Origin of the sequence: Lentisalinibacter sediminis, from assembly GCF_040706615.1 — a bacterium.
Lineage (GTDB): Bacteria > Pseudomonadota > Gammaproteobacteria > Steroidobacterales > Woeseiaceae > Lentisalinibacter > Lentisalinibacter sediminis.
This window is the reverse complement of the sequence record NZ_JAPDRF010000005.1, coordinates 602,964-624,043: the sequence shown is the minus strand read 5'-3', so window position 1 is coordinate 624,043 and position 21,080 is coordinate 602,964. Positions and strand designations below refer to the sequence as shown.

11 protein-coding genes are annotated in these 21,080 nt (G+C 63.9%); 4 read left to right on the top strand and 7 right to left on the bottom strand.

Annotated elements, in window-relative coordinates; all coding sequences use genetic code 11:
* Positions 1-6: 6 nt before the first annotated feature.
* Genes ACJMKX_RS13230 through ACJMKX_RS13215 form a run of 4 tightly spaced genes read left to right on the top strand, consistent with a single transcriptional unit; the run spans position 7 to position 6,446 of the window.
* Positions 7-3,468 carry a hypothetical protein gene (locus ACJMKX_RS13230; RefSeq protein WP_405226171.1) on the top strand — a complete coding sequence of 1,154 codons (3,462 nt, stop codon included), beginning with the start codon at positions 7-9 and terminating at the stop codon, positions 3,466-3,468.
* A 17-nt stretch (positions 3,469-3,485) separates the two neighbouring features.
* Positions 3,486-4,373, top strand: a complete 888-nt coding sequence (locus tag ACJMKX_RS13225) for a glycoside hydrolase family 17 protein (RefSeq protein WP_405226168.1) — start codon at positions 3,486-3,488, stop codon at positions 4,371-4,373.
* Positions 4,366-5,367: a glycosyl hydrolase family 17 protein gene (locus tag ACJMKX_RS13220; protein ID WP_405226165.1), complete on the top strand. Its 1,002-nt coding sequence runs from the start codon at positions 4,366-4,368 to the stop codon at positions 5,365-5,367. The genes ACJMKX_RS13225 and ACJMKX_RS13220 overlap by 8 nt, the downstream gene beginning before the upstream one ends.
* 17 nt (positions 5,368-5,384) lie before the next feature.
* On the top strand, positions 5,385-6,446 hold the full coding sequence (locus tag ACJMKX_RS13215) for a LacI family DNA-binding transcriptional regulator (RefSeq protein WP_405226162.1): 1,062 nt from the start codon (positions 5,385-5,387) through the stop codon (positions 6,444-6,446).
* Between the two features lie 36 nt (positions 6,447-6,482).
* On the opposite strand, the gene ACJMKX_RS13210 is transcribed toward ACJMKX_RS13215, so the two are convergent.
* The 7 genes from ACJMKX_RS13210 to ACJMKX_RS13180 all read right to left on the bottom strand — a co-directional run bounded on the left by ACJMKX_RS13210 (position 6,483) and on the right by ACJMKX_RS13180 (position 21,052).
* Positions 6,483-8,201: a glycoside hydrolase family 2 TIM barrel-domain containing protein gene (locus tag ACJMKX_RS13210; protein ID WP_405226159.1), complete on the bottom strand. Its 1,719-nt coding sequence runs from the start codon at positions 8,199-8,201 to the stop codon at positions 6,483-6,485.
* An 81-nt stretch (positions 8,202-8,282) separates the two neighbouring features.
* On the bottom strand, positions 8,283-9,038 hold the full coding sequence (locus ACJMKX_RS13205; protein WP_405226156.1) for a hypothetical protein: 756 nt from the start codon (positions 9,036-9,038) through the stop codon (positions 8,283-8,285).
* A 32-nt stretch (positions 9,039-9,070) separates the two neighbouring features.
* A complete protein-coding gene (locus tag ACJMKX_RS13200; RefSeq protein WP_405226154.1) occupies positions 9,071-12,223 on the bottom strand; it encodes a glycoside hydrolase 5 family protein in 3,153 nt (1,050 codons plus the stop codon).
* Between the two features lie 59 nt (positions 12,224-12,282).
* On the bottom strand, positions 12,283-16,629 hold the full coding sequence (locus ACJMKX_RS13195; protein ID WP_405226151.1) for a carbohydrate binding domain-containing protein: 4,347 nt from the start codon (positions 16,627-16,629) through the stop codon (positions 12,283-12,285).
* Positions 16,630-16,789: 160 nt separating this feature from the next.
* Complete coding sequence (locus ACJMKX_RS13190) at positions 16,790-19,387, bottom strand: family 16 glycosylhydrolase (RefSeq protein WP_405226148.1); 2,598 nt, start codon at positions 19,385-19,387, stop codon at positions 16,790-16,792.
* A 434-nt stretch (positions 19,388-19,821) separates the two neighbouring features.
* The gene (locus ACJMKX_RS13185; RefSeq protein ID WP_405226145.1) at positions 19,822-20,058 is read right to left on the bottom strand and encodes a hypothetical protein; all 237 of its coding nucleotides are present in this window, start codon (positions 20,056-20,058) and stop codon (positions 19,822-19,824) included.
* 124 nt (positions 20,059-20,182) lie between these two features.
* A complete protein-coding gene (locus ACJMKX_RS13180) occupies positions 20,183-21,052 on the bottom strand; it encodes a LysR substrate-binding domain-containing protein (protein ID WP_405226142.1) in 870 nt (289 codons plus the stop codon).
* Positions 21,053-21,080 lie beyond the last annotated feature (28 nt).

Below are 21,080 nucleotides of genomic sequence, written 5' to 3'. Positions count from 1 at the left end.
AGACTGTTGAGTACCGCCTGGCAGATGGAGCCGACCGATTGCCTCGAAGCCGAGGGCGAATTCGTCGACTTCGACAATGAGCGCCATTACGCCATCCGCAACGTCGACCGGATGCCGCCGTTTTTCATCACCGTCGTCTCGAACGTGGATCACTGGCTGTTCGCCTCCTCCACGGGCGGCGTCACCGCGGGCCGGGTATCGCCGGACACGGCGCTGTTCCCCTATGTCACCGTGGACAAGATCCACGAGAGCACGCTGCACACGGGCCCCAGGACCTTTCTGCGCATGGAGACCGAGGGGCGGCTGCACCAGTGGGAGCCCTTCAACCGCGAGCAGGACGAGAAGTTCGCCGTCAGCCGCAACCTGTACAAGAACGTGCTCGGCAACCGGCTGTGCTTCGAGGAGATCAACCACGACCTGGAGCTTGCCTTCCGCTACACCTGGGAGACGAGCGACACCCACGGCTTCGTCCGCCGCTGCGAACTCGCGAACCGGGGCCGCCGCGAACTCTCCGTGGAACTGCTGGACGGTCTGCAGAACCTCCTCCCGGCAGGCACTCCCCGCTTTGCGCAGACGAACTCCAGCAACCTCGTCGACGCGTACAAGTGGACGGAACTCGACAGGGAGACCGGCCTCGGGCTGTTTACCCTGTACTCCGGCATCACCGACCGGGCGGAACCCTGCGAGTCACTGAAGGCCAACGTCGCCTTCTGTCTCGGCCTGGACGACCCGACCATCCTCGTCTCCTCCGAACAGGTGGAGACCTTCCGCCACGGAGGCGCGGTACGTCCGGAGGAACACAGGCGCGGGATACGCGGGGCGTTTCTCGTCAACCAGACCCTGGAGCTGGCTCCCGGGGCGACGCGCTCCTGGCAGATCGTCGCCGACGTCGAGAAGAGCCAGGCTGAGGTGGTCGAACTCTCGCGGCAGCTGGGTCACAGGCCCGGGCTCGCCGCCTCGATCGACGCCTCGGTGCGGCGCGGTTCGGACGAGCTGGCCCGCATCATGTCCAGCTGCGACGGCTTCCAGGCGACCGCGGAAGAGACCGTCACCGAGTATCACTACGCCAACGTCCTGTTCAATGTGCTGCGCGGCGGCTACTTCCCGCATCAGTACCAGGTGGTGGGCCGCGACTTCCGGGAGACGGTACGGAGTTTCAATATCCGCGTGTACGAGCGCAATGCCGCGCTGCTGGACGGACTGTCCGACAAGCTGCCGTTCCACGAGCTGCTGGACGCCGTGCGAGACCGGGACGACCGTCAGCTCGAGCGGCTGTGCCACGAGTACCTCCCGATCACTTTCGGCCGTCGCCACGGCGATCCCAGCCGGCCGTGGAACCACTTCTCCATCCGCCTGAAGGACCGGCACGGTTATCCGGTGCTGTGGTACGAAGGGAACTGGCGGGACATCTTCCAGAACTGGGAGGCGCTCGCGGTCAGTTATCCGGAATTCGTGGAGAACATGATCGCGAAGTTCGTGAACGCCTCCACCATGGACGGGTACAACCCGTACCGCATCACCAAAGGCGGCATCGACTGGGAGGTGGAAGATCCCGACGACCCCTGGAGCTACATCGGCTACTGGGGCGACCACCAGATCATCTACCTGCTGAAGCTTCTGGAGATCTCCAGCCGCTTCCATCCGGCGCGCCTGGCGCGGCTGCTGCACGAGCCCGTATTCGCCTATGCCAATGTGCCCTACCGAATCCGGCCGTTCGAGGCGCTGCTGCAGGACCCCAAGAACACCATCGACTATGACGAGCGCCTCGCCGCGGAGATCGAGCGGCTCGAGGCGGAGATCGGGGCGGACGCGCGGCTCGTGTTCGACCCGGACGGCGAAGTCAGACTGGTCACGCTGCTCGAGAAACTCATCGTGCCGCTGCTGGCCAAACTCGGCAACCTGGTCGTGGACGGTGGCATCTGGATGAACACCCAGCGGCCGGAATGGAACGACGCCAACAACGCGCTGGTGGGCCAGGGGCTCTCCATGGTGACGCTGTATTACCTGCGCCGCTACGTCCGTTTCCTGCAGGAATTTCTCGGCGACGAGGACGGCGGCTGCGAACTGTCTGCAGAGGTCTGCACCTGGCTGGACGAGACTGCGGCCGCGCTCGGCCGGCTGCGCCAGGCACTGCGCGATGGCGCCATCGACGCCGGAGCGCGCCTCGAGGCCCTGACCGAACTCGGACAGGCGGCCAGCCGCTATCGTGAGGCCGTCTACGCGAAGGACGGCCTGTCCGGCAGCGCCACGCGGCCCATGAGCCAGGTGGAGCAATTGCTGGCCGACGTGCTCGCCGTGGCCGATCACAGCATCGGCAACAACCGTCGCGAGGACGGCCTCTACCACGCCTACAACCTTCTCGAGCAGGATACGGACGGGATCCGTATCGAAACCCTCTATCCGATGCTCGAAGGACAGGTCGCCGCCCTGAGTTCGGGGGCGATAGGGCCCGACGAGGCCTGCCACATACTGGAGTCGCTGTTCGCCAGCGACGTCTATCGGCCGGACCAGGACAGCTTCATGCTGTATCCGGACCGTCCGCTGCCCGGTTTCCTCGAGAAGAACCGCATACCGGCGCAGGAGATCGAGCGCATCCCGCTGCTCGGCCGGCTGCTGGCCGAGGGCAACCGGCGCATCGTCCTGAAGGATGCCGACGGCTGCTACCGCTTCAGCGCCGAGTTCGCGAACGAGGGCGACCTGCTCGCGGAGCTGGACGAACTGGCCCGCACGCGGGGCGGCGACGTGCAGGATGCCCGTGAGCCACTGCGGGCGCTGTTCGAAAGGACCTTCGGCCATCAGTTCTTCACCGGGCGCTCCGGCACGATGTTCGGTTTCGAAGGTCTCGGCTGCATCTACTGGCACATGGTGTCCAAGCTGCTCCTGGCTGTGCAGGAGAGTTTCTTCTCCGCCCTTGACGGCGACGCGGAAGAGGCGGCTCTGCTGCGCCTGGGCAGCGAGTACTATCGCGTGCGGGCGGGGCTCGGCTTCAACAAGACGCCGGCGGCCTACGGTGCGTTCCCGGCCGACCCCTACTCGCACACGCCGCGTTACGGCGGTGCACGCCAGCCGGGTATGACCGGGCAGGTCAAGGAAGGGATACTGGCGCGCTTCGGTGAACTGGGCGTTCGTGTCGCCGAGGGCTGCGCCCGATTCGAGCCGCGACTGCTGCGCCGGCGCGAGTTCGCCGACTCGTTGCCCGCGCTTCGCTACCTGGACGTCGACGGCACATGGTCGAGCGTGCCGATACCCGAGGCCGGCCTGGCTTACACCTGGTGCCAGGTGCCGGTGGTCTACCGCCTGGCGGACGGGCCGGCTTCGCTCCTGACCGTTACCTACCGGGACGGCACCGAGCAGTCGCGCGAGACCAACGGCCTGTCTGCCGAGGACAGTGCATCCCTGTTCCGTCGCGACGGCCGGATCCGCCGGCTGACGGTTACCGTGAATCCGAACACCCTGCTCGCTCTGTAGCGCCAAGAGGTCACCCGATGTCGAACCTGTATCAGAGAAAACTGTCTCTGGCCGGAATCAACGTAGCGAACTGGTCAGAGGCCGAACTGCAGGAGCTCGTGCGCGGCATCCTCGCGCAGAAGATCCACGGCCTGTCGTTCAGCCCCTATGTCGAAGGGCAGGGCCCCGGCACGAAGGTCGGCGAAGATCAGATCCGCGAGCGGCTCGCGATCATTGCACCGTATACGAAATGGATCCGGACGTTCTCCTGCACCGACGGCAACGAACGGATACCGGAGATCGCGCGGGAGTTCGGCCTGCGCACCATGGTGGGCGCGTGGCTCGACGGTGACCTCGAGAAGAACGAGGTCGAGCTGGCCAATGCGATCGGCATCGCCGGCGCAGGCCATGCCGACATCCTCGGGATAGGCAACGAGGTGCTGCTGCGGGGCGAACTGACCGAGGACCAGCTCATCGCCTATCTCGAGCGGGTGAAGGCCGCGGTGCCGGAGATCGACGTGGGCTATGTCGACGCCTACTTCGAGTTCGAGGATCATCCCCGGCTGGCAGCCGCCTGCGACGTGATACTGGCGAACTGCTACCCGTTCTGGGAAGGCTGCCCGGCCGAATACGCGCTGCTGTACATGAAGGAAATGTACCGGCGTGCGATGCACGCGGGCGGCGGCAAGCGGGTGATCGTCAGCGAGACCGGCTGGCCCAACATCGGCACGGCGACCGGCGGCTCCGTGCCCTCCCGGGAGAACGCCATCAAATACTTCATCGATACCTGCCGCTGGGCGGAGGAAGAAGGCATCGAAGTCTTCTGGTTCTCCAGTTTCGACGAGGCCTGGAAAGTGGACTCGGAAGGCGACGTCGGCGCCTACTGGGGCCTGTGGGACAAGGACGGGAATCCCAAGTATGTTTGACAGACTGAAGACGCTCATGGCCGATCCCTCGGGACATCGGCTGGCCCATGGCAATGCGATCTGCTATTCCGGCTACCGGGAAGGTCAGAGCCCCATCGAGCGGATCTATCCGTCCTGCGAGCAGATCCGCGAGGACCTGCTGATACTGCAGCGCAACTGGAGATTCCTCCGCCTCTACGACTGCAGCCCCCACGCGGAGACCGTGCTGCAGGTCATCCGTGACGAAGGCCTCGACTTCCACGTCATGCTCGGGCTGGACATGGCCGCGGAGATGAGTAACCCCCATTGCCCCTGGGGAGCGGAATTCGACGACGAGACGCTCGCAGCAAACTGCAGCGCCAACGAGCAGGAACTGGAGCGGCTGGTCGCACTTTCCAGAGAGTATCGCGACAGCGTCCTCGCGGTCTCCGTCGGCAACGAGGCCAGCGTGGAGTGGACGGATCACATGGTGCCGGTCGACCGCCTCGTCGAGTACGCCACGGCGGTGGGCAGCCGCATCGAGCAGCCGGTGACGTTCTGCGAGAACTACGTGCCGTGGACCTACAAGCTCGAGCCACTGGCGGAGGCCCTGGACTTCATCGCCGTGCACACCTACCCCGCCTGGGAGTACCGGTCCATCCACGATGCTCTGGAATACACGAAGCAGAACTACTACTCCGTAGCCGACCATTACCCGGGCAAGCCGGTGGTGATCACCGAGGCGGGCTGGCCGACGGCGGCCAACGGGCGGGGGATCGATCCGCACAACGCCTCCGAGGAACTCCAGGCCAGCTACTACGAGCAGCTGATCGAGTGGACGACCGAAGAGGAGATCCTCGCCTTCGTCTTCGAGGCTTTCGACGAACCGTGGAAAGGCTCGCCGGATCCGCTGGAGCCGGAGAAGCACTGGGGTCTGTTCACCGTCGAGCGGACCCCGAAGCTCGTCATGCGCACGCAGTTCGCCGACCTGGTCCCCGACGCCGGGGGTGAGGCCGACAGGGCGGTCAGCCGCTGAGGAGCCGCGAAAACCTGATGCCGAGAGCCACCATCGACGACGTCGCCGAACTGGCTGGCGTCTCCATCAAGACGGTATCGCGAGTCGTCAACCGCGAACCCAACGTCCGACAGTCGACCCGCGACAAGGTCGACCTGGCGATCGAGCAGCTCAACTACCGCCCCAACCTCTCGGCCCGCAGCCTCGCCAGCCAGCGTTCCGGTCTGATCGTGCTGGTCTACGATGATCCCGCGGCTTACGAGGCTCCCAGTGCCGGCTACGTCATCCGGCTGCAGGAGGGTGCGTTGCGCGCCTGTCGGACCGCCCACTACGAACTGCTTATCCACCCCTGCGACCTGCGTCGCCAGGACGTCAGGAGAGAACTGGGCTCGCTCATCGAGCAGACTCAGCCGGACGGCGTCGTACTGGCGGCGCCATTGTCCAACATGCCCCGCATCGTCGCTGCGATCGCCGCCACGGGCAGCCGCTTCGTGCGTCTCTCACCGGGCAGCCGCAGCCACAAGGAACTCTGCATCGCCACCGACGACCGGGAGATCAGTGCGGAAATGACCCGCTATCTTGCCTCCCTCGGGCACCGCAGAATCGCCTTCATCGCCGGAGACCGCCACCACAAGGCGGTGGCAAGGAGGCTACCGGGCTACCGGGATGGCCTCGCCGGGAGCGGTCTCGAGTGTTCGGAGGAACTGGTCAGCCACGGCGACAACTCGATCGAGTCGGGAGAGACTGCGGCGGAACGGCTCCTGGCACTGGCCGATCCCCCCACGGCGATCTTCGCGGCCAACGACGACATGGCGGCCGGTGTGATCCGCGTGGCCTACCGGCTGGGGCTCGACGTTCCCGGGCAGCTGTCGGTGGCAGGCTTCGACGACAGCGCGCTCGCCCGGCTGGTCTATCCGGCGCTGACGACGATACGCCAGCCATTGTCGAAGATGGCGGAGCAGGCCGCACTCGAGTTGATCAACGGTTTCGGCAAGCCGGAACCGGAACCTGCGACAGTGGTCATTCCGTCGACGCTGCAGATCCGCGAATCGACCGGCCCTGCGCCGTCCCCAAGGTCACGAGGGTCGGTCAAAGGGTAGTGTCGAGCGGCCTCCCGGACGGCTTTCCGGGCGACGTCAGCGGACGTAGCGGATGCCGTCGAGGTAGACCGTCACGGGCGTGGCCCGCCCGACCAGCGTGACGACGAATCCCGTCTTCAGGCTCGAGAGATCCGCTCCCTTCAGCGGCACCGTGTAGCGACGCCACTCAGGGGTCAGCACGATGTCGTCCACCTTGCGAATGGTCGAGTCAGGGTGAGCCTTGTCCTCCTCGAGCAGACCGACGGCGAAGCTCACTTTCTCGCCGCCGTATTCGCCCCGGGCCCAGAGCTCCAGCTGCCGGGCGCCGCGGAGATCGTAACCGCCTTCCTGCTCGCCCCAGTTGTTCGGCGGATCCTGCCAGGCGACGGCCACCCAGCCGAACGGCTTCTCGAAGCGCAGGCGGATGCTGTGCCTGCCCTCGCGAACCTCGTCCCCGTACTCGCCGTCCAGTGTCAGGTGATCGATGTCGCCCATCCAGCCCGACGGCACCCAGGGCATTCCTTCGAGACCGTCCTCGTAGACAGGGAAAGGCAGGGGCGTGCGCACCTCCCCCTCAACGAGCAACGGCACGTTGGCTGTGGCCGCATGCCCGGCCTCGTCGTAGGCATACAGGAACAGGCGATAGGGTCCGGGCTGTTCGGGCATGCGCACTCTCGCGCCATCGGCGTCCCCTGCCTCGACGGCGCCTTCGAGCGCAGGCAGATCGGGCCGGAAATCGCCCCCGGTCAGATAGTCGGACGACTCGGGCCGCAGCTCCCAGCGCGCACGGATGTCTCCGCCTTCGGGGTCCTCGACGGACGCGCGGACCTCCACCGTGGCACCCGGTTCGACCCGCGTCGAGCCCGCGACCTCCAGCGGCGCCGCCCGTGGTGCCAGATCGTCAGGGGGCTCCCCCGACCAGATGCCGGTCATGGCGTCGACGGCCGCCGTCTTGGCGCCGTCCTCGAGGAACATGCCGAACCAGGTGCCGGTGGCCTCCATCTTGTGGCCCCACAGGAAGGCATAGCCACCCAGCGCCAGGCCGGGCGCGGCCGCTATGCCCTGCTCCCAGGTATCGTGGTAGGACACCGCCTTCTCCGTACTGGTCTGTTCCAGCGGAGCACCCCATCCGGTTTTGGGCATCTCCCAGGGTCCTGCGGGGCCGAACTCGGTCAGGACGAAAGGCTTCGTCGCGCCGCCCTCGCGCAGCAGCCCGGGGACCAGCGGCGCGCCGCCGTAGGCGTTGATGCCATGGATGTCGATGGCAGGACTGCGCTTGTGTACCCATTCGATACGCTCACCGTGGACAAACGTGGTGACCGTCATCGTCGGATGGTGAGGGTCCAGCTGCTTGACCATGGCGGCGACGTCGTTCACGGCCTTCCAGATGGCCGGATTGTCGCCCTCGTCGAAGCCCTCCATCTCGTTGCCGATCCCCCAGAGCAGGACGGCGGGATGATCCTTGTAGCGGAGTACGGCCCGGCGCACGCGCTCGCGCTGCTCGGCCACCTGCTCCGGGTCATCGTAATCGAACCCGTGACGCTCGTGGCCCAGCCAGATGCCGACGGTCACCGTGAGGCCCAGCGCATGCGCCTCATCGAGCAGGGACTCGAGGTTGTCCGCGCCCCAGGTGCGCACCGAGTTGGCGCCGGCCGCCGCCAGCAGCTCCAGCGAGTGATTCCCGCCGGCGCCGCGGATGAAATACGGCTCGCCGCCGCGCAGCAGCTCCCAGCCCTGCTCGGTCTGTCGCAGCTCGACAGGTACGGCTTCCGCCATGACCGGCTTCCAGAAAAGGAACGGCCCCGCGATCAGCAGGGCCATTTTTTTGAGGATGGCTACGCGCACGTCGCGCCCCGGTCAGCCCTCGTTGACTGACACCACTCCATTGTCGAAATTCGGTGGCGTTGCGGGCTGATACGAATAACCCCAGTCCAGCAGCAGCTCGAGCACGAGGATCGGATCACCCGGCACGAGACGCCGGAACCCGGTGGCGTCCGTCCGGTACAGGGCGTCCGCCGCGAGTTCGTTGAGCGGTATCGAGAATGGCACGGGCTCGCCATCCGGACTGGCCCCCGGACAGCACTCGAACACCGTGACCGAGCCGAAGAAATTGTCCAGCAGGGAGCGATAGGCCTTCAGCGCCTGATCGCGAACCAGTTCGTCCTGTGAGAGCGAGTTGCTGTTCGCATCGAACAACTCGTGCAGAGCGAGCGCCGTGTAGAACTGATTCTCACCGGACGGGCGCTGCGCCAGCGCGGTGGCCCAGAAGTAGAAGCGGGCTTTCGCGCCGTCCGGGCCCGGCGGCAGGGAATTGAACAGCTCGAACTTGTTGGCCGCGTCGGGATTGTTGACGTCGAACTCGATGATGGTCGTCGTCGCGAACGGATTCGCCGGGTCATTCAGGACACAGGTCTCCGGATGCACGCCGACGTCCTCGCAATAGAGGTCCAGGACCACATCCGTCGGCAAGACAATGGTATTGATCAGCTCGCCATCGCCGTCGTCACGCTCGCTGTTGCAGCCGGCCGAGACCAGCGCGGCCATACCGAGCAGCGCAAGGAGCAGGTGCTTGCCGCGAGCCGGCCTGGCATTTTGTCGATTCAGCTCACTCATTCCAATATTACCTCGGCTGTGCATGCACTTCGCTAGAACTGATAGATGAAGTAGACGTTGACGCTGAAGATGTAGTCGCTGCCCGGGTACTCTTCCTCGGCCTCCGAGTTCTCGTCGAAGGCGCGGTACAGGGCACGGACGCCGATCTTGGTCGCCTGGTCTTCGGACTGCCGGTCCGATATCGCACCGAAACCGGTGCCGAGCAGGTACGAGTAGTCGAGCTCGAACTGCTCCGGGAACGTGATGTTGAACTGCCGGTAGAAGTCGTACGGGCCCCAGCGGTCCTTCATGAAGTAGCCGGACAGGACGTGGCGTCCTCCAATGACGGCCTTGCCGTGCACTTCCCAGAAGTCCCGGGTGCCGCCGGTCGGGCTGCCCGTCGACTGCTGGAAGCCCCGGATACCCCTGATGATGTAACGATTTCGGTTGGGCGTGTTGATCGTCATGCGGCTCGAGAGCGTCCAGACATCCTCGGCCGGCAGGCCCTCGCCGAACGCGGCGTTGGACTCGGTGGGCGCGAAGAAGAACCGGTAGGAATCGGTGAAGGTCGGGAACTCGGTGTACGTGCCGCCGAAGTCGAAGGCGAACCGCGCGTCCTCCCGCCACTCGTTGTCCCAGTCGTAGTACGGCGTCGCGCCGGTGGGATCCCAGGTGAAATAGATCTCGCCGGAGCGGGCCTCCCGGTTGCCCAGCACCGCAAACGGATCCGCATCCCGGTTACGCGGGTTGGTTCCCGGCTGCAGGATGCCGTCGGCGATTTCGGGCTCTACGAGGGGATTCGCGTGTACCAGGTTATCGCGATACAGCACCCGCGGGAACACCATCCAGTTGCCGAAGAACATCTGCATGCCCGCGATGTATTCCTGTTTGTTACCCAGGCCGGAATAGGGCAGGTTGCTCGGGTCGGAAACGCCGTAGACCGTATGATACTGGCCGGCATCGGCCACGATCCCGGCATGCTCCGCCGAGACGAAGGTGCGGGTACCGAGCAGCGGGAAGGTCAGCTTGGCCTTGAAGCCGAGGGTATCCTCCCAGTCGACCTCATCCAGAAACACGTTGCCGGCCGCATAGCGATCGAACGCCTCGCCCACCTTCTCGGTCGCAGACATGATACCGCCGAGCTCCAGCTCCCAGCCGTTCGCGAACTCCTTCTTGGTGTAGATCGTCGTCTGCCGGGACTGGCGTTCGGTCTGCCCGGCTCCGCCCACGGACTCGCCGCGGCGTGCGATATCTTCGGAGTGGATGAAGGTCCAGTCCATGTCCGCGAGATTCCAGTCGTACTTCAGTATGGCCTTCGGGTTGGCGCCCCAGTAGACCTCCGGACCGGCGAGGAGCGTGAGACCCTCCCAGGAGCCCTTGCCCTGGATCTCCACGCCCGAGGGTGCGCTGGCGTCCCAGACGTCGATACCTGCGATGTCGGTGGCTTCCGCGACGAGACCGAAGAAATCGCCATCGTAGCCCCAGTGGAATCGGGGCGTGTGATAGAAGGCCTCCAGATCGAAGTTATCACCGCGATACTGGGCGTTGAAGTCGTAGATCTCGATGCGCCGACCGTCGTCTATGCGGACGGGGCTCACCGGGATACCCTCGATCTCCTCGGTAGCCACATCGATCTCCCGTTCCAGACCGCGGTCGCCGTAGGAGAATTCCAGCGGTCGCTTGTCCGCGACATCGCCGAGCACGTTCAGGGTGAACTGGCCGTCCAGCCTGGAGTTCGGATTGAAAGCGAAGTCGAGGAATACCATCTGGCCGTCGCTGAACTCGAGGGCGTTCTCCCCTTCTTCCGTGATGGGTTGTTCCTCGCCCCGGGTGACGAACTCGGCCTGAAAGCGGCCGCCGGTGAACCGGAGCCGGCGCTCGGACTCATTGACCGCCGCCATGGTCCGACGCATGTCACCTCGCACCTCGTAGTAGTCGACGTCCATGGTGGCGAACATGCTGTTGATCTCGCTCCTGGACGCTTCGTACGGGTCCATCGAGAACACTTCCTGCATGACGTCGTAGGCCATGCGGGGAATCGCCTTGTAGACGCCTTCCGCATTGGGGGTGCCGAGCGCCGTGATGCCGAACCATTCCTCGTTCATGTTGTTGCCGTCAGGCGTCCAGTCGAACAGGTAAGCCTGGTTCGACCACGAAGCATTCGTATCCTGGATGTCCAGATTCTCGGTCTGGAGGTACTTCCACCACTCGTCGCGCCACTCGAAGATGTAACCGCCGATCGAGTTACCCAGTCCGCCGTTACCATAGGCCTGCTGATACATCTCCTGCCACTGCTCCTTCAGGATCATGGCCTGGGCGAACTGATCCTCCTCGAACGTGCGCGCGTTGAAGGCGTCGCTGCCGAACTCGAAGAAGACCACCGGCAGGTCGAGCTTGTCGTCGACTCTCTGCCACAGATCCGTGAAACTCGTACCGCGGTAGACGTTGCTGCCCAGGATGTCGAGGGACGGCACCAGCTCGGCGATGAGGTCGATGTACTGGATGTCGCCGTTGACGATGCTGAACGGGTGATTCGGAGCGATGGACTTGCCCGCGGAGATCACCTCTTCGTACAGGCTGTAGAGGTAACGGGCCTTGGCCGTGTTCTGCTCGCCCTCCGGCAGGTTCTCGATTTCGAAACTCGACCACGACAGGCCGTAGTTGCTCTCGTTGCCGAATGCGAACATCAGGACGCCGGGGGTGTCCTTGTAGCGGCGCACGAACTCCTGCATGTCCCGCTTCAGGGTCTCTCGCGTCAGCGGGTCGGAATAGTCGGTGAATGGCACCCATTGCCCAGCGACTGTATAGCCATAGCGGCCCATCAGGGGATTCACGACGCTCATGATGCCGTGTTCACGATAGATGTATTCCACCCACTCCGGCGGGATCGTCGTGAAGCTGCGGATCGTGTTCACGCCCATCTTCTTCATCAGGCCGAACTCATAATCGAGCACCTTGCGGATGAAGTCGTCGGATTCGTTGAACAGGCCGTAGCTGTAGTTCTGGCCGCGCGGCGAGTAGCCCCAGACGACGCCCTTGACGTAGAAGTCCTCGCCGTCGACCTTGAGCTTCCAGCCCTTCTCGTCCTTGTAGGTCTCGACGTTGTTAGCCTGCGCATGGCTCACAGCAGGCATAGCCAGGATCAGCATCGTGGCCAGCAGGCTGCCGATAGCGGCTACACGTGTGGAGAAGCTTGATTTCGCCATAGCGAACACTCTTTGTTGGAATTTCGGATGTTGAGGAACGTCGAGAAATTTCATCGCCACTACCCGCCCCCGTCGCCGACAACGATGGAAATATTGTCGTAGAAGACGTTCGCGAGACTACTGCTACCGGTTACTGCCTCGAGCTGTAGAGTCAGGCTCTCGGTGTTAGGTCCTGCAGTGCCGGAAAACGTGAACGACGTCCAGACCGTTGAATCAGGATTCAGACCCAGTGGTGCACTGCCGAGGATGCCGCAACCAGCGCAGTTCTCGCTGCCTCCGGTGGTCTCAGAGAAGACCTGGGCGAAGGCAACGGCGCCAGGATCCAAATTGCCACGAGCATCAAAGGTCACCGTCCAGGCGATGCCCGGCGTAACGGTGCCAAGGCCGACTCGCTCCTGCTTGATCAATGAGTTTGTGCCACTTGCCGTGTTGGTTATCTCAAGATGGAATACACCTTCTGACGACGTATCTCCGGCTGTACTCGGGTTGATAGTCTGGTCACCGGGCGTCGCCTCGAACTGGGTCCATCCGGTGAAGTCACCGGTCTCGAATCCGCCATTCACTGCGATGTCTACGGCGCCGCCACCGCCGCCGCCGTCGGCCACGGTCAGGCTTACGTCATCGATATTGACGGTGCTGGCCACCGTGCCCATGTCGAACAGCACGCGGCTGTCCGGACCGCCGAAGCCTGTTGCCGTGAGGTCATAGCTGAAGGTCTGCCACTCGGTGGTGAGCGGGACCGTGGCGGTTACGGCGGTAAACGGAGCCACATTCAGTCCGATGCCGGCCACGATGTCGCGCGCAACAGTCGCGCGCGCCCTGAAGGTCAGCACATAGTCCGTATCCTGCGTGATGTCCAGCACCTGGCTCAGGTTGGTGTCGAATACGTTGCCGCCGTCGACCGCATCCACCGTGTAGTAGTTATTCACGGCGACCACGCCCGCGTTGATCCAGGGGGCCTTGTCCGCATCGCTGGCCTCGAAATCACCGTTCGTCAGGAGGTTCGCTCCAGGCGCGCTTGCCAGTGCCAGGGTGACGTCGTCAATATTGACGGTGCTAGCCACCGTGCCCATGTCGAACAGGACACGGCTGTCTGCACCACCAAAGCCGCTTGCGGTCAGGTTGTAACTGAATGTCTGCCATTCCGTCGTGAGCGGGACATTGACCGTGACCGCTGTGAACGGAGCCACATTCAGCCCGATCCCTGCCACGATATCGCGGGCGACGGTCGCGCGAGCGCGGAATGTCAGGATGTACTCGGCATCCTGGGTGATATCCAGCACCTGACTCAAATTGGTGTCGAACACGTTGCCCCCGTCGACAGCATCGACGGTGTAGAACGTGTTGGTCGCCACAGTGCCAGCGTTAATCCAGGGAGCCTTGTCCGTATCGCTCGCCTCGAAGTCACCGTTGGTCAGCAATTCGCCGCCCGGCGCGCCGCCACCCGAACCGACATCAATGTCGTCGAAGTAGTAGGTCTTCTCGCCCGCTGTCGCTCCGTCGGTACCGAAGTTGAAGAAGATCGAGATCTTGTTATAGGTAGCTGCCGGGTCGAACGCCGCCGTACCGGTGACCTGGTTCGCGAAGTCGAAGACCAGCGTCTCCCAGTCGTTCGCCACCGTCGTAGACGCCTCGGTCTCCACCGAGATCGCCGGATCCGACGCATCCTCGATCTTCACGCGCACCGGGATGCCCGCATCCGGCGAGTACACCCGCACCGACATCTGCGTGTTGTCCGCATCCAGCGGGATTACCGGCACCGCCTCGCCCGGCAGTGTCGACACCGTTGTGCCAGCCCACACCTGGGCCGTATCCGACTTCACCGTCAGCACGACCTGATTCGCGCCGCCGGTCGGGTCGTTGGTCACCGTCGAAGCCGTGCCACCGAAGTCGGTCAGCGTGTACGTCATCTCCGGGTCGTCGAACGTGATGGTAGTGAACTCCGGCGCGGGCGGCGGCGCCACCGGGCAGGGCTCACTCGTCTGCTGAATGTCGTCGTAGTAGAACGTCCAGTCACCCGGATTGTTGGCGACGTCACCGACCGCCCCCAGGTCGAAGAAGATAGAGATGCCGGTGACCGGCGGACCCGCATTATTGTCGGTGAAGTCGAAACACAGCTCCTGCCAGGCGCTGCCGCCATCGTGGGTGTCGCTCTGCTCCGCGGGCGGCGTACCCTCCACTTTGAACAACACCGGCACCTCCCGCTGCGACCAGACCTTCATCGTGAAGATCTCGCCGAGGCCCCAGTCGACACCCTCAGGCAACGCCAGCGTGCTGCCGCCGAAGTCGGACTCGGAAGTCCGGGTCATCTGCACCACCTGGCTGGTGGTGTTGATCCCGCTCGGATCGGGGTTGGCGATCACGGTCGATTCGCCGCCGCCGAAGTTGTCGAAGCTGTAGCTCGCGGGATCTCCCTCGAAGTCCACGGCGGTCGGACCCGGGCAGGGCTCGCTCGTCTGCTGGATGTCGTCGTAGTAGAACGTCCAGTCGTCCGGGTTGTTTGCCACGTCGCCGACCGCTCCGAGATCGAAGAAGAACGAGATACCGGTGACGGGTGCGCCAGCGTTTTCGCCGGTGAAGTCGAAACACAGCTCCTGCCAGATGCCGCCGCCGTCGTGGCCGGCGCCCCGCTCCGCGGGCGGGGTACCTTCGATCTTGAACAGCACCGGCACGGCCCGCTGCGACCACACCTTCATCCTGAAGATCTCGCCCTGGCTCCAATCCACACCTTCCGGCAGCGCGAGTGTGCTGCCGCCGAAGTCGGACTCCGACGTCCTGGTCATCTGCACGACCTGGCCGCTGGTGTTAATGCCACTCTGATCCGGGTTGCCGATCACCGTCGACTCACCACCGCCGAAGTTGTCGAAGCTGTAGCTCGCGGGATCCGCCTCGAAGTCGAGCGAAGTGGTGGTGTCTACCGGGGCGTCGCCGCTGAAGCCGATATCCGTCAGCAGGTAGGTGAAGGACTCGGTCGGCGCCGGAGCGATCGTCTCGAACAAAAGACCCGTCGCCGTCTCGACTCCCTGGAATTCCGTGAGGGGCGCGGACACCTGATACCAGCCGTTGCCCAGCGCGGTCGAATATGCCGAGGCTGTCACATCGATATCGACGTACGGCGGATCGGGGTCGTCGAGGAATTTCACGCGGATCACGTCGCCGCTCAGGCCCTTCACCTTGAAGTCGAGCGTGGCATACGGCGCCGCGAAACCGGGATCGAAGCCCAGGTAGGCCAGCTGCGCATTCCAGATGTCGTAGCCGAAGCCGGTCGTCACCGACCATACCGGGCGGAAGTCCAGATCGCCGCGGAAATCGTCGTCCAGATCAGCCCCGGAACCGAATGTCGAGATCTCGGTGTAGTCCACCCCGAGCTCGAGGTCCGGCGCACCGTCACGGTCGTAGAGCGTCACCTCCGGGATGGTGCCCGGGTCGGCGGGCACGTAGGTGCCGGTGCCGCTGAAACCGATATCATTAAGCAGCATCCTGAATTCGGTCGCTGAAGAGTCGTCGCTCTCGAACACGATGCCGGTCGCCTCTGCGGCGCCGCTGAAATCGGCCACCGGTATCGAGACCTGGAACCAGCCGTTCTCCAGCTGCGCCGAATAGTCACTGCTGGTGAGATTGAGACGCAGCGCGTCGACGCCGTCGAACAGCTTCACGAAGATCACGAAGCCGGGCATACCCTTGACCTTGAAATCGACGGTCTCGTATTGGGTCAGGAAGCCCTCCGGGAAGCCGATGAAACCGACCTGGGCGATGTTGGCGCCGTAGCCGGTACCGCTGAAGACGGACAGCACCGGACTGTAGGTCTCGTCGTCCGCATAGGTCGGATCGATGACCGAACCCGAGCCGAAAGCCGTCCGCTCGAGATAGTCGTCGGGAATAACGAGGTCCGGGGCGCCGGCGCTCGTGAACAGTGCGGCATCCGGATCGATGGAAGGATCGCCACCACCGGGGCCCGCAACGGTCAGCGAGACGTCGTCGATGAGTACCTGGCCGATATCGGCTCCCATGTCGAACAGCACTCGACTGTCCGCACCACCGAAGCCTGTGGCCGTAAACTGGAATTGAAACGTCTGCCAGTCCGTAGTCAGGTTTACGGTTTCTGTAATGTTCGTGAACGGCTCCACATTCAGGCCGATACCCGCCAGGATCGTACGCGCACGATCGGACCGGGCCTTGAACGTCAATGTGTAGGTTTCACCCTCGGTGATCGCCACGACCTGGCTCAGGTTGACGTCGAAGGGCTGGCCTGCCGCCGTTATATCGGCGAAGTTGACGAGATTTCCGCCATCATCGACTACGTTCGCCGCGTTCCCGATCCACGGATCGACACCCGCCTCGAAATCCCCGTTGGTCAGCAGACCGGAATCGAAGGGGTCGCCGCTGCTGGGCGGCAGCGGTGTCACCGGCTCGTTGCCGATCGAGTCGGGTCCGTCACCCTGGCCGCAAGCCGCCAGCAGGAGGGCCGAGGCAATTAGCGCCAGTTTGCGGAATGAACGTGTGCTTGCTGATACGTGCATGAGGGAACTCTCTGCAAAGAATCTGGTAGGAACTCGATTCCCGGGTTTAATTGATCACGATGGAGACGTCGTCGTAGTAGACATCTGCAGAACTGCCTGCGCCGCCCGTAGTGGCCGTCAACTGCAGGGTTATGCCGCCAGAGACATCTGCGGATATCGGCACCACGAACTCGAAATCGGTCCATACGTTCGGATCGGCGTTCAGGGCCAGCGGGCCTCCGCCGAGAATCTGGGCGCTCGACGTACCTTCACCATCCAGTTCGGTAAAGAACTCGGCGAAAGCAACGCCACCGGCTGCGAGACTGCCGCGTGCGGAGAAGCTGACGGTGGCGGTCTGCCCGATAGCAACCGGCGCCAGATTCGCCTGCTTGATGATCGAGGCCGTTCCCGGAGTCGTATTGTTGAGTCGCCCCGCGAAAGTCCCCGACTTCGGATTCGTCGTCACGATCGTCTGCTCGTTCGGATCTGAACTGACCGGGAACAGAGCCCAGCCCGACAGGTCACCGGCTTCAAAGCCGCCGTTTACGGCAAGGTCGCCGGCACCAGGACCGCCACCGCCGCCACCGCTGCCGCCGCCAGTCGTCGTCAAATGGACATCGTCCAGATACAACGTCCCGGCCAGCAATACGTCGGAGCCATCACGGGCGTTGAAGAAGCCCAGCTTGTTCACCAGCGTCGGATCGACCGCTGTGAAGTCGGCCAACGGAATCTCGTAGACCTCCCAGTTGCCCGAAGACGCCACCGGCGTATAGCTCGCCAGCGTCACATTGCCGCCGGGTGTACCGCCGCCAGGCGGCTCGAACTGGACCGTCAGATTCGCGAACCCCGCGAAAGCCGACGTATCGATGCTGAACTTCAGTGTGTCGTAAGCCGAGACATCGATATCCTCGAACTCGAAGACCGCACCACCGAAACCGTTGTTCTGGCTGTTGTCCGAATAGGTCAGCGCCAGCGACACAGATCCATCGAAAGGTGTTACCGCTGTGCTGGCGGTATCGATATCTACCGAGTTACCTGCAGACACGATATTGGTAATGGTGACTGTCGTTGCGGTATTCGTCTCGGAGAAGATGCCCAGACCTGTGCCGCCGCCACCGCCGCCGCCACCGCCGCCGTCAACGTTGAAGCCGATGTCCGCCAGGTAGAACCGGTGACCTTCGGCATACGCCCCTACCAGCGTCTCGAAGACAATCTGCTCGAAGGTGGAGACATCGCCGAAGGCAGCCACCTGAATCACCACCTGCGACCACCCATCGCCGAGATCGGTCACCGTGACATCGGCGGGAGGAGCAGTCAGGTCGATCTGGATGGGAACCGACGTCCCGGGGAAAGGCTCTTCCAGCTTCGCGACGACGGTGTTGTCCTCGTCGAGACCCTTGACCTTGAACACGAACTCGCCGTACCCGGTCGCGAAACCGGGCGTCAAACCGGTCAGGCCGAGCTGGGCGAGCGTACCGGCTCCGTAGCCGGCTCCAACCGTGACCTGTACCACGTTGGCGTAGGAATTATCCCCGGCAAAGTTCTCGGTGAAAGTGCTCCCCGAACCGAAGGTTTCGAATGTCGGTGTCAGGTCCGGTGCCGCCCCGTCGGCCGCGCTGATCACGACCTCCGGGATGATCCCCGGATCCGCCGGTTCCACCTCGACCTCCTCACCCGAATACACGCGGACCCAGTCGACCTCCATCGTGGCCGGGAAGGGCGTCGAGCCATTCGGCGGACCGGGGAGGTCGCCGCCAACAGCCAGGTTCAGGAGGATATGGAACGGCTGATCGAAGGGGGCCGGATAGGGCGCTGCCGTCGAGAACCAGGAATTCTGCACGGCGTACAGCACGCCATTGAAATACCAGCGAATCTCGAACTCGTCCCACTCGAGGGCATAGGTGTTGAAGCGGCCGGTCACGTCTTCCGACGGCGTGTAATCGACGCTCGAGAACTCGTTGGCCGGGAACTCGCCGCCATAATGGATGGTACCGAAGATGTTGTTGCCGCCGCCGACGCCGCCGGGGCCGGGCTGGCCGTCCAGGTTGGCAGCTTCGACGATGTCGATCTCGCCAGTGGCTGCCCAGCTGCCGTACGGGCTGTCCTGGGACAGCATCCAGAACGCGGGCCACAGACCCTGGCCCGACGGGAACTTTATGCTCGCCTCGATGCGGCCGTATTTGAATGCGAAGCGGTCGCGGGTGGTGATCCGCGCGGATGTGTAACCGAAATCTCCCACGGTCTCGCGCCGCGCGGTAATTTTCAGGACACCGTTCTCGAGCTGTGCATTGTCCGGCAGGTACCACTGCAACTCGTTGTTGCCCCAGCCCGACGGCAGACCGGTGATGCCGCCGTCACCGACGAAATCCGACCCATCTCCGGACTCGAAGAACCAGGTCTCCGGATCGAGCTGGGTGCCGTTGAACTCGTCGCTCCAGACAAGCGTCAGGAGATCGCCGTCGTTTACGGGGAAGGTCTCCGGGGTCTCCAACGTCGGGTTGTCGATGTTGAAGTTGGTCTCGGTGGTCGTGTCGGCCGCCGGGATGTCGATCGGCTCGACCTGCTGCAGCGGTTGATCGCGGTCTTCCTGGGTACAGGCAGACAGCGCCACCAGGGTGGCCAGAGCGGCGACAAAGCGTGGCAATCCTCGCGGGCCGGGCATCATAGGTTCTCCCTCAAAGTCGGAAAGCCCGAAGGCTTGAGGCTGATGTGTTGGGTGACGCTGACCCGCGTCTCGGGATTCGGGACCGGACAGATCCGCGGTGCGACCTGGCGCGAGAGCGCGGCGCGCCCATTGCCAATCGATGCGTACAGAGACGAAAGCGCTGCCGGCGACAGCGCAACGTGCGGCAGCACGTCGTTACCAGATCTCATAGCTCCCCCGAAAATCGTCCCCGCAGAACGGGGATGTCGTCATATCGTCATTTTCGGGTGACAGGATTATCAAAGATTGACAGCGTTGTCAATTTGGCGGGCGCACACGTCTCTGCCGGACGGGCCGACATAAGAGTTTGCCGTCGCCGGCTATCCGGCGTCGCGGGGCAAGGTCAGCCGGCGAGGTAGGCCTCGCCGGCTGCGGCGCAGAGGGGAACTCCGGTGCTAGGCGGCCTGGCGCCCGGGCGCGAAGTAGCGGGCGAGGAGGTCTTCAAGCCCGCGCGTCGAACCCGTCTGCTCGTCCGGGACTGCCAAAGGCGCGGTCCGCTGCAGTCGGGCGTCCCAGGCCTCGTTGATCTTGTGGTCGGGCACGGTGGGCACGATGACGTACGGGTTGATCGCCGCCCTGCCTCTCAGGCTGAACCGGAACGGGTCACGGGTTCGGTTGGCATTGAAACGCATGTCTTACTCTCCATAGCGAATGTGCTTCTTGCGATCTGCCGGCTTGCTCGGCCGACGCACACAAGATAGGGCCGTGGAGGTGCGTTCACAAACGAAGAAAACTCACGCCAGGGTTGAGAAAAAATCAGCTAACCTCAGTGAAATTCTCGAGAATCCAGTGCCTTAGGAGGCCGATCGCCGGATCGTCGGCGTCCTCGTATCGGCTGATGAGGTAGTAGCTGACCTCCTCGACGAGTTCCGGCTCGAACAGCCGAACGATGCTGCCGTACTTGAACCAGAGATCGGCGATCGGCACCGGCACCAGCGCCGCACCGATGCCGCGCTCGCAGGCGCGCACGACGGCGATCATCGAATCCAGCCGCGTGACCTTGCTGCCCTTCGGCAGCGATATGCCGCTGGCCCGCGACCAGCGCTCCCAGGCGGTAGGGTGGGTCTCGTGCACGATCAGGGGAAAGTCGCTGGTGACGCGCTTGCCATCCATCACCAGCTTGTTGCGGAATTCCGGCGAGCCTGCCACGACCAGACGCAGTGGCATCAACAGGTCGGATCTGACGCTCGCAGGCGGCGAGCGGAACAGGCGGATCGACAAGTCGGCGTCCGTGGGATGGGTCTCGGCCGTCTCGTCGCTGGTACCCACCTCGATGTCGATATCCGGGTGCTCTGCGGTGAACTCGCTCAGCCGGGGCACGAAATACTCGCTGGCGAAGAACGGCTGCACCGACATGCGGATCGAGGGGCGCCGCGTGTCTTTCCTGTAGGCCGCGACCACTGCGTCCAGCTGCTCGATCAGCGGCCAGGTCTCCTCGTACAGCGAGCGGCCGGTCTTCGTCAGGCGCAGTTCGCGGGCGCTACGCTCGAAGAGCTGCTCACCCAGTTCCTGTTCCAGGCTCTTTATCTGGTGGCTGACGGCCGACGCCGTGATGGAGAGCTCGTCGGCGGCATTGCGGAAGCTCTCGTGCCTGGCCGCGACACAGAAGGTCCGCAAACCGCGCAACGAGATACTGGAGCGACTGGCCACAGGT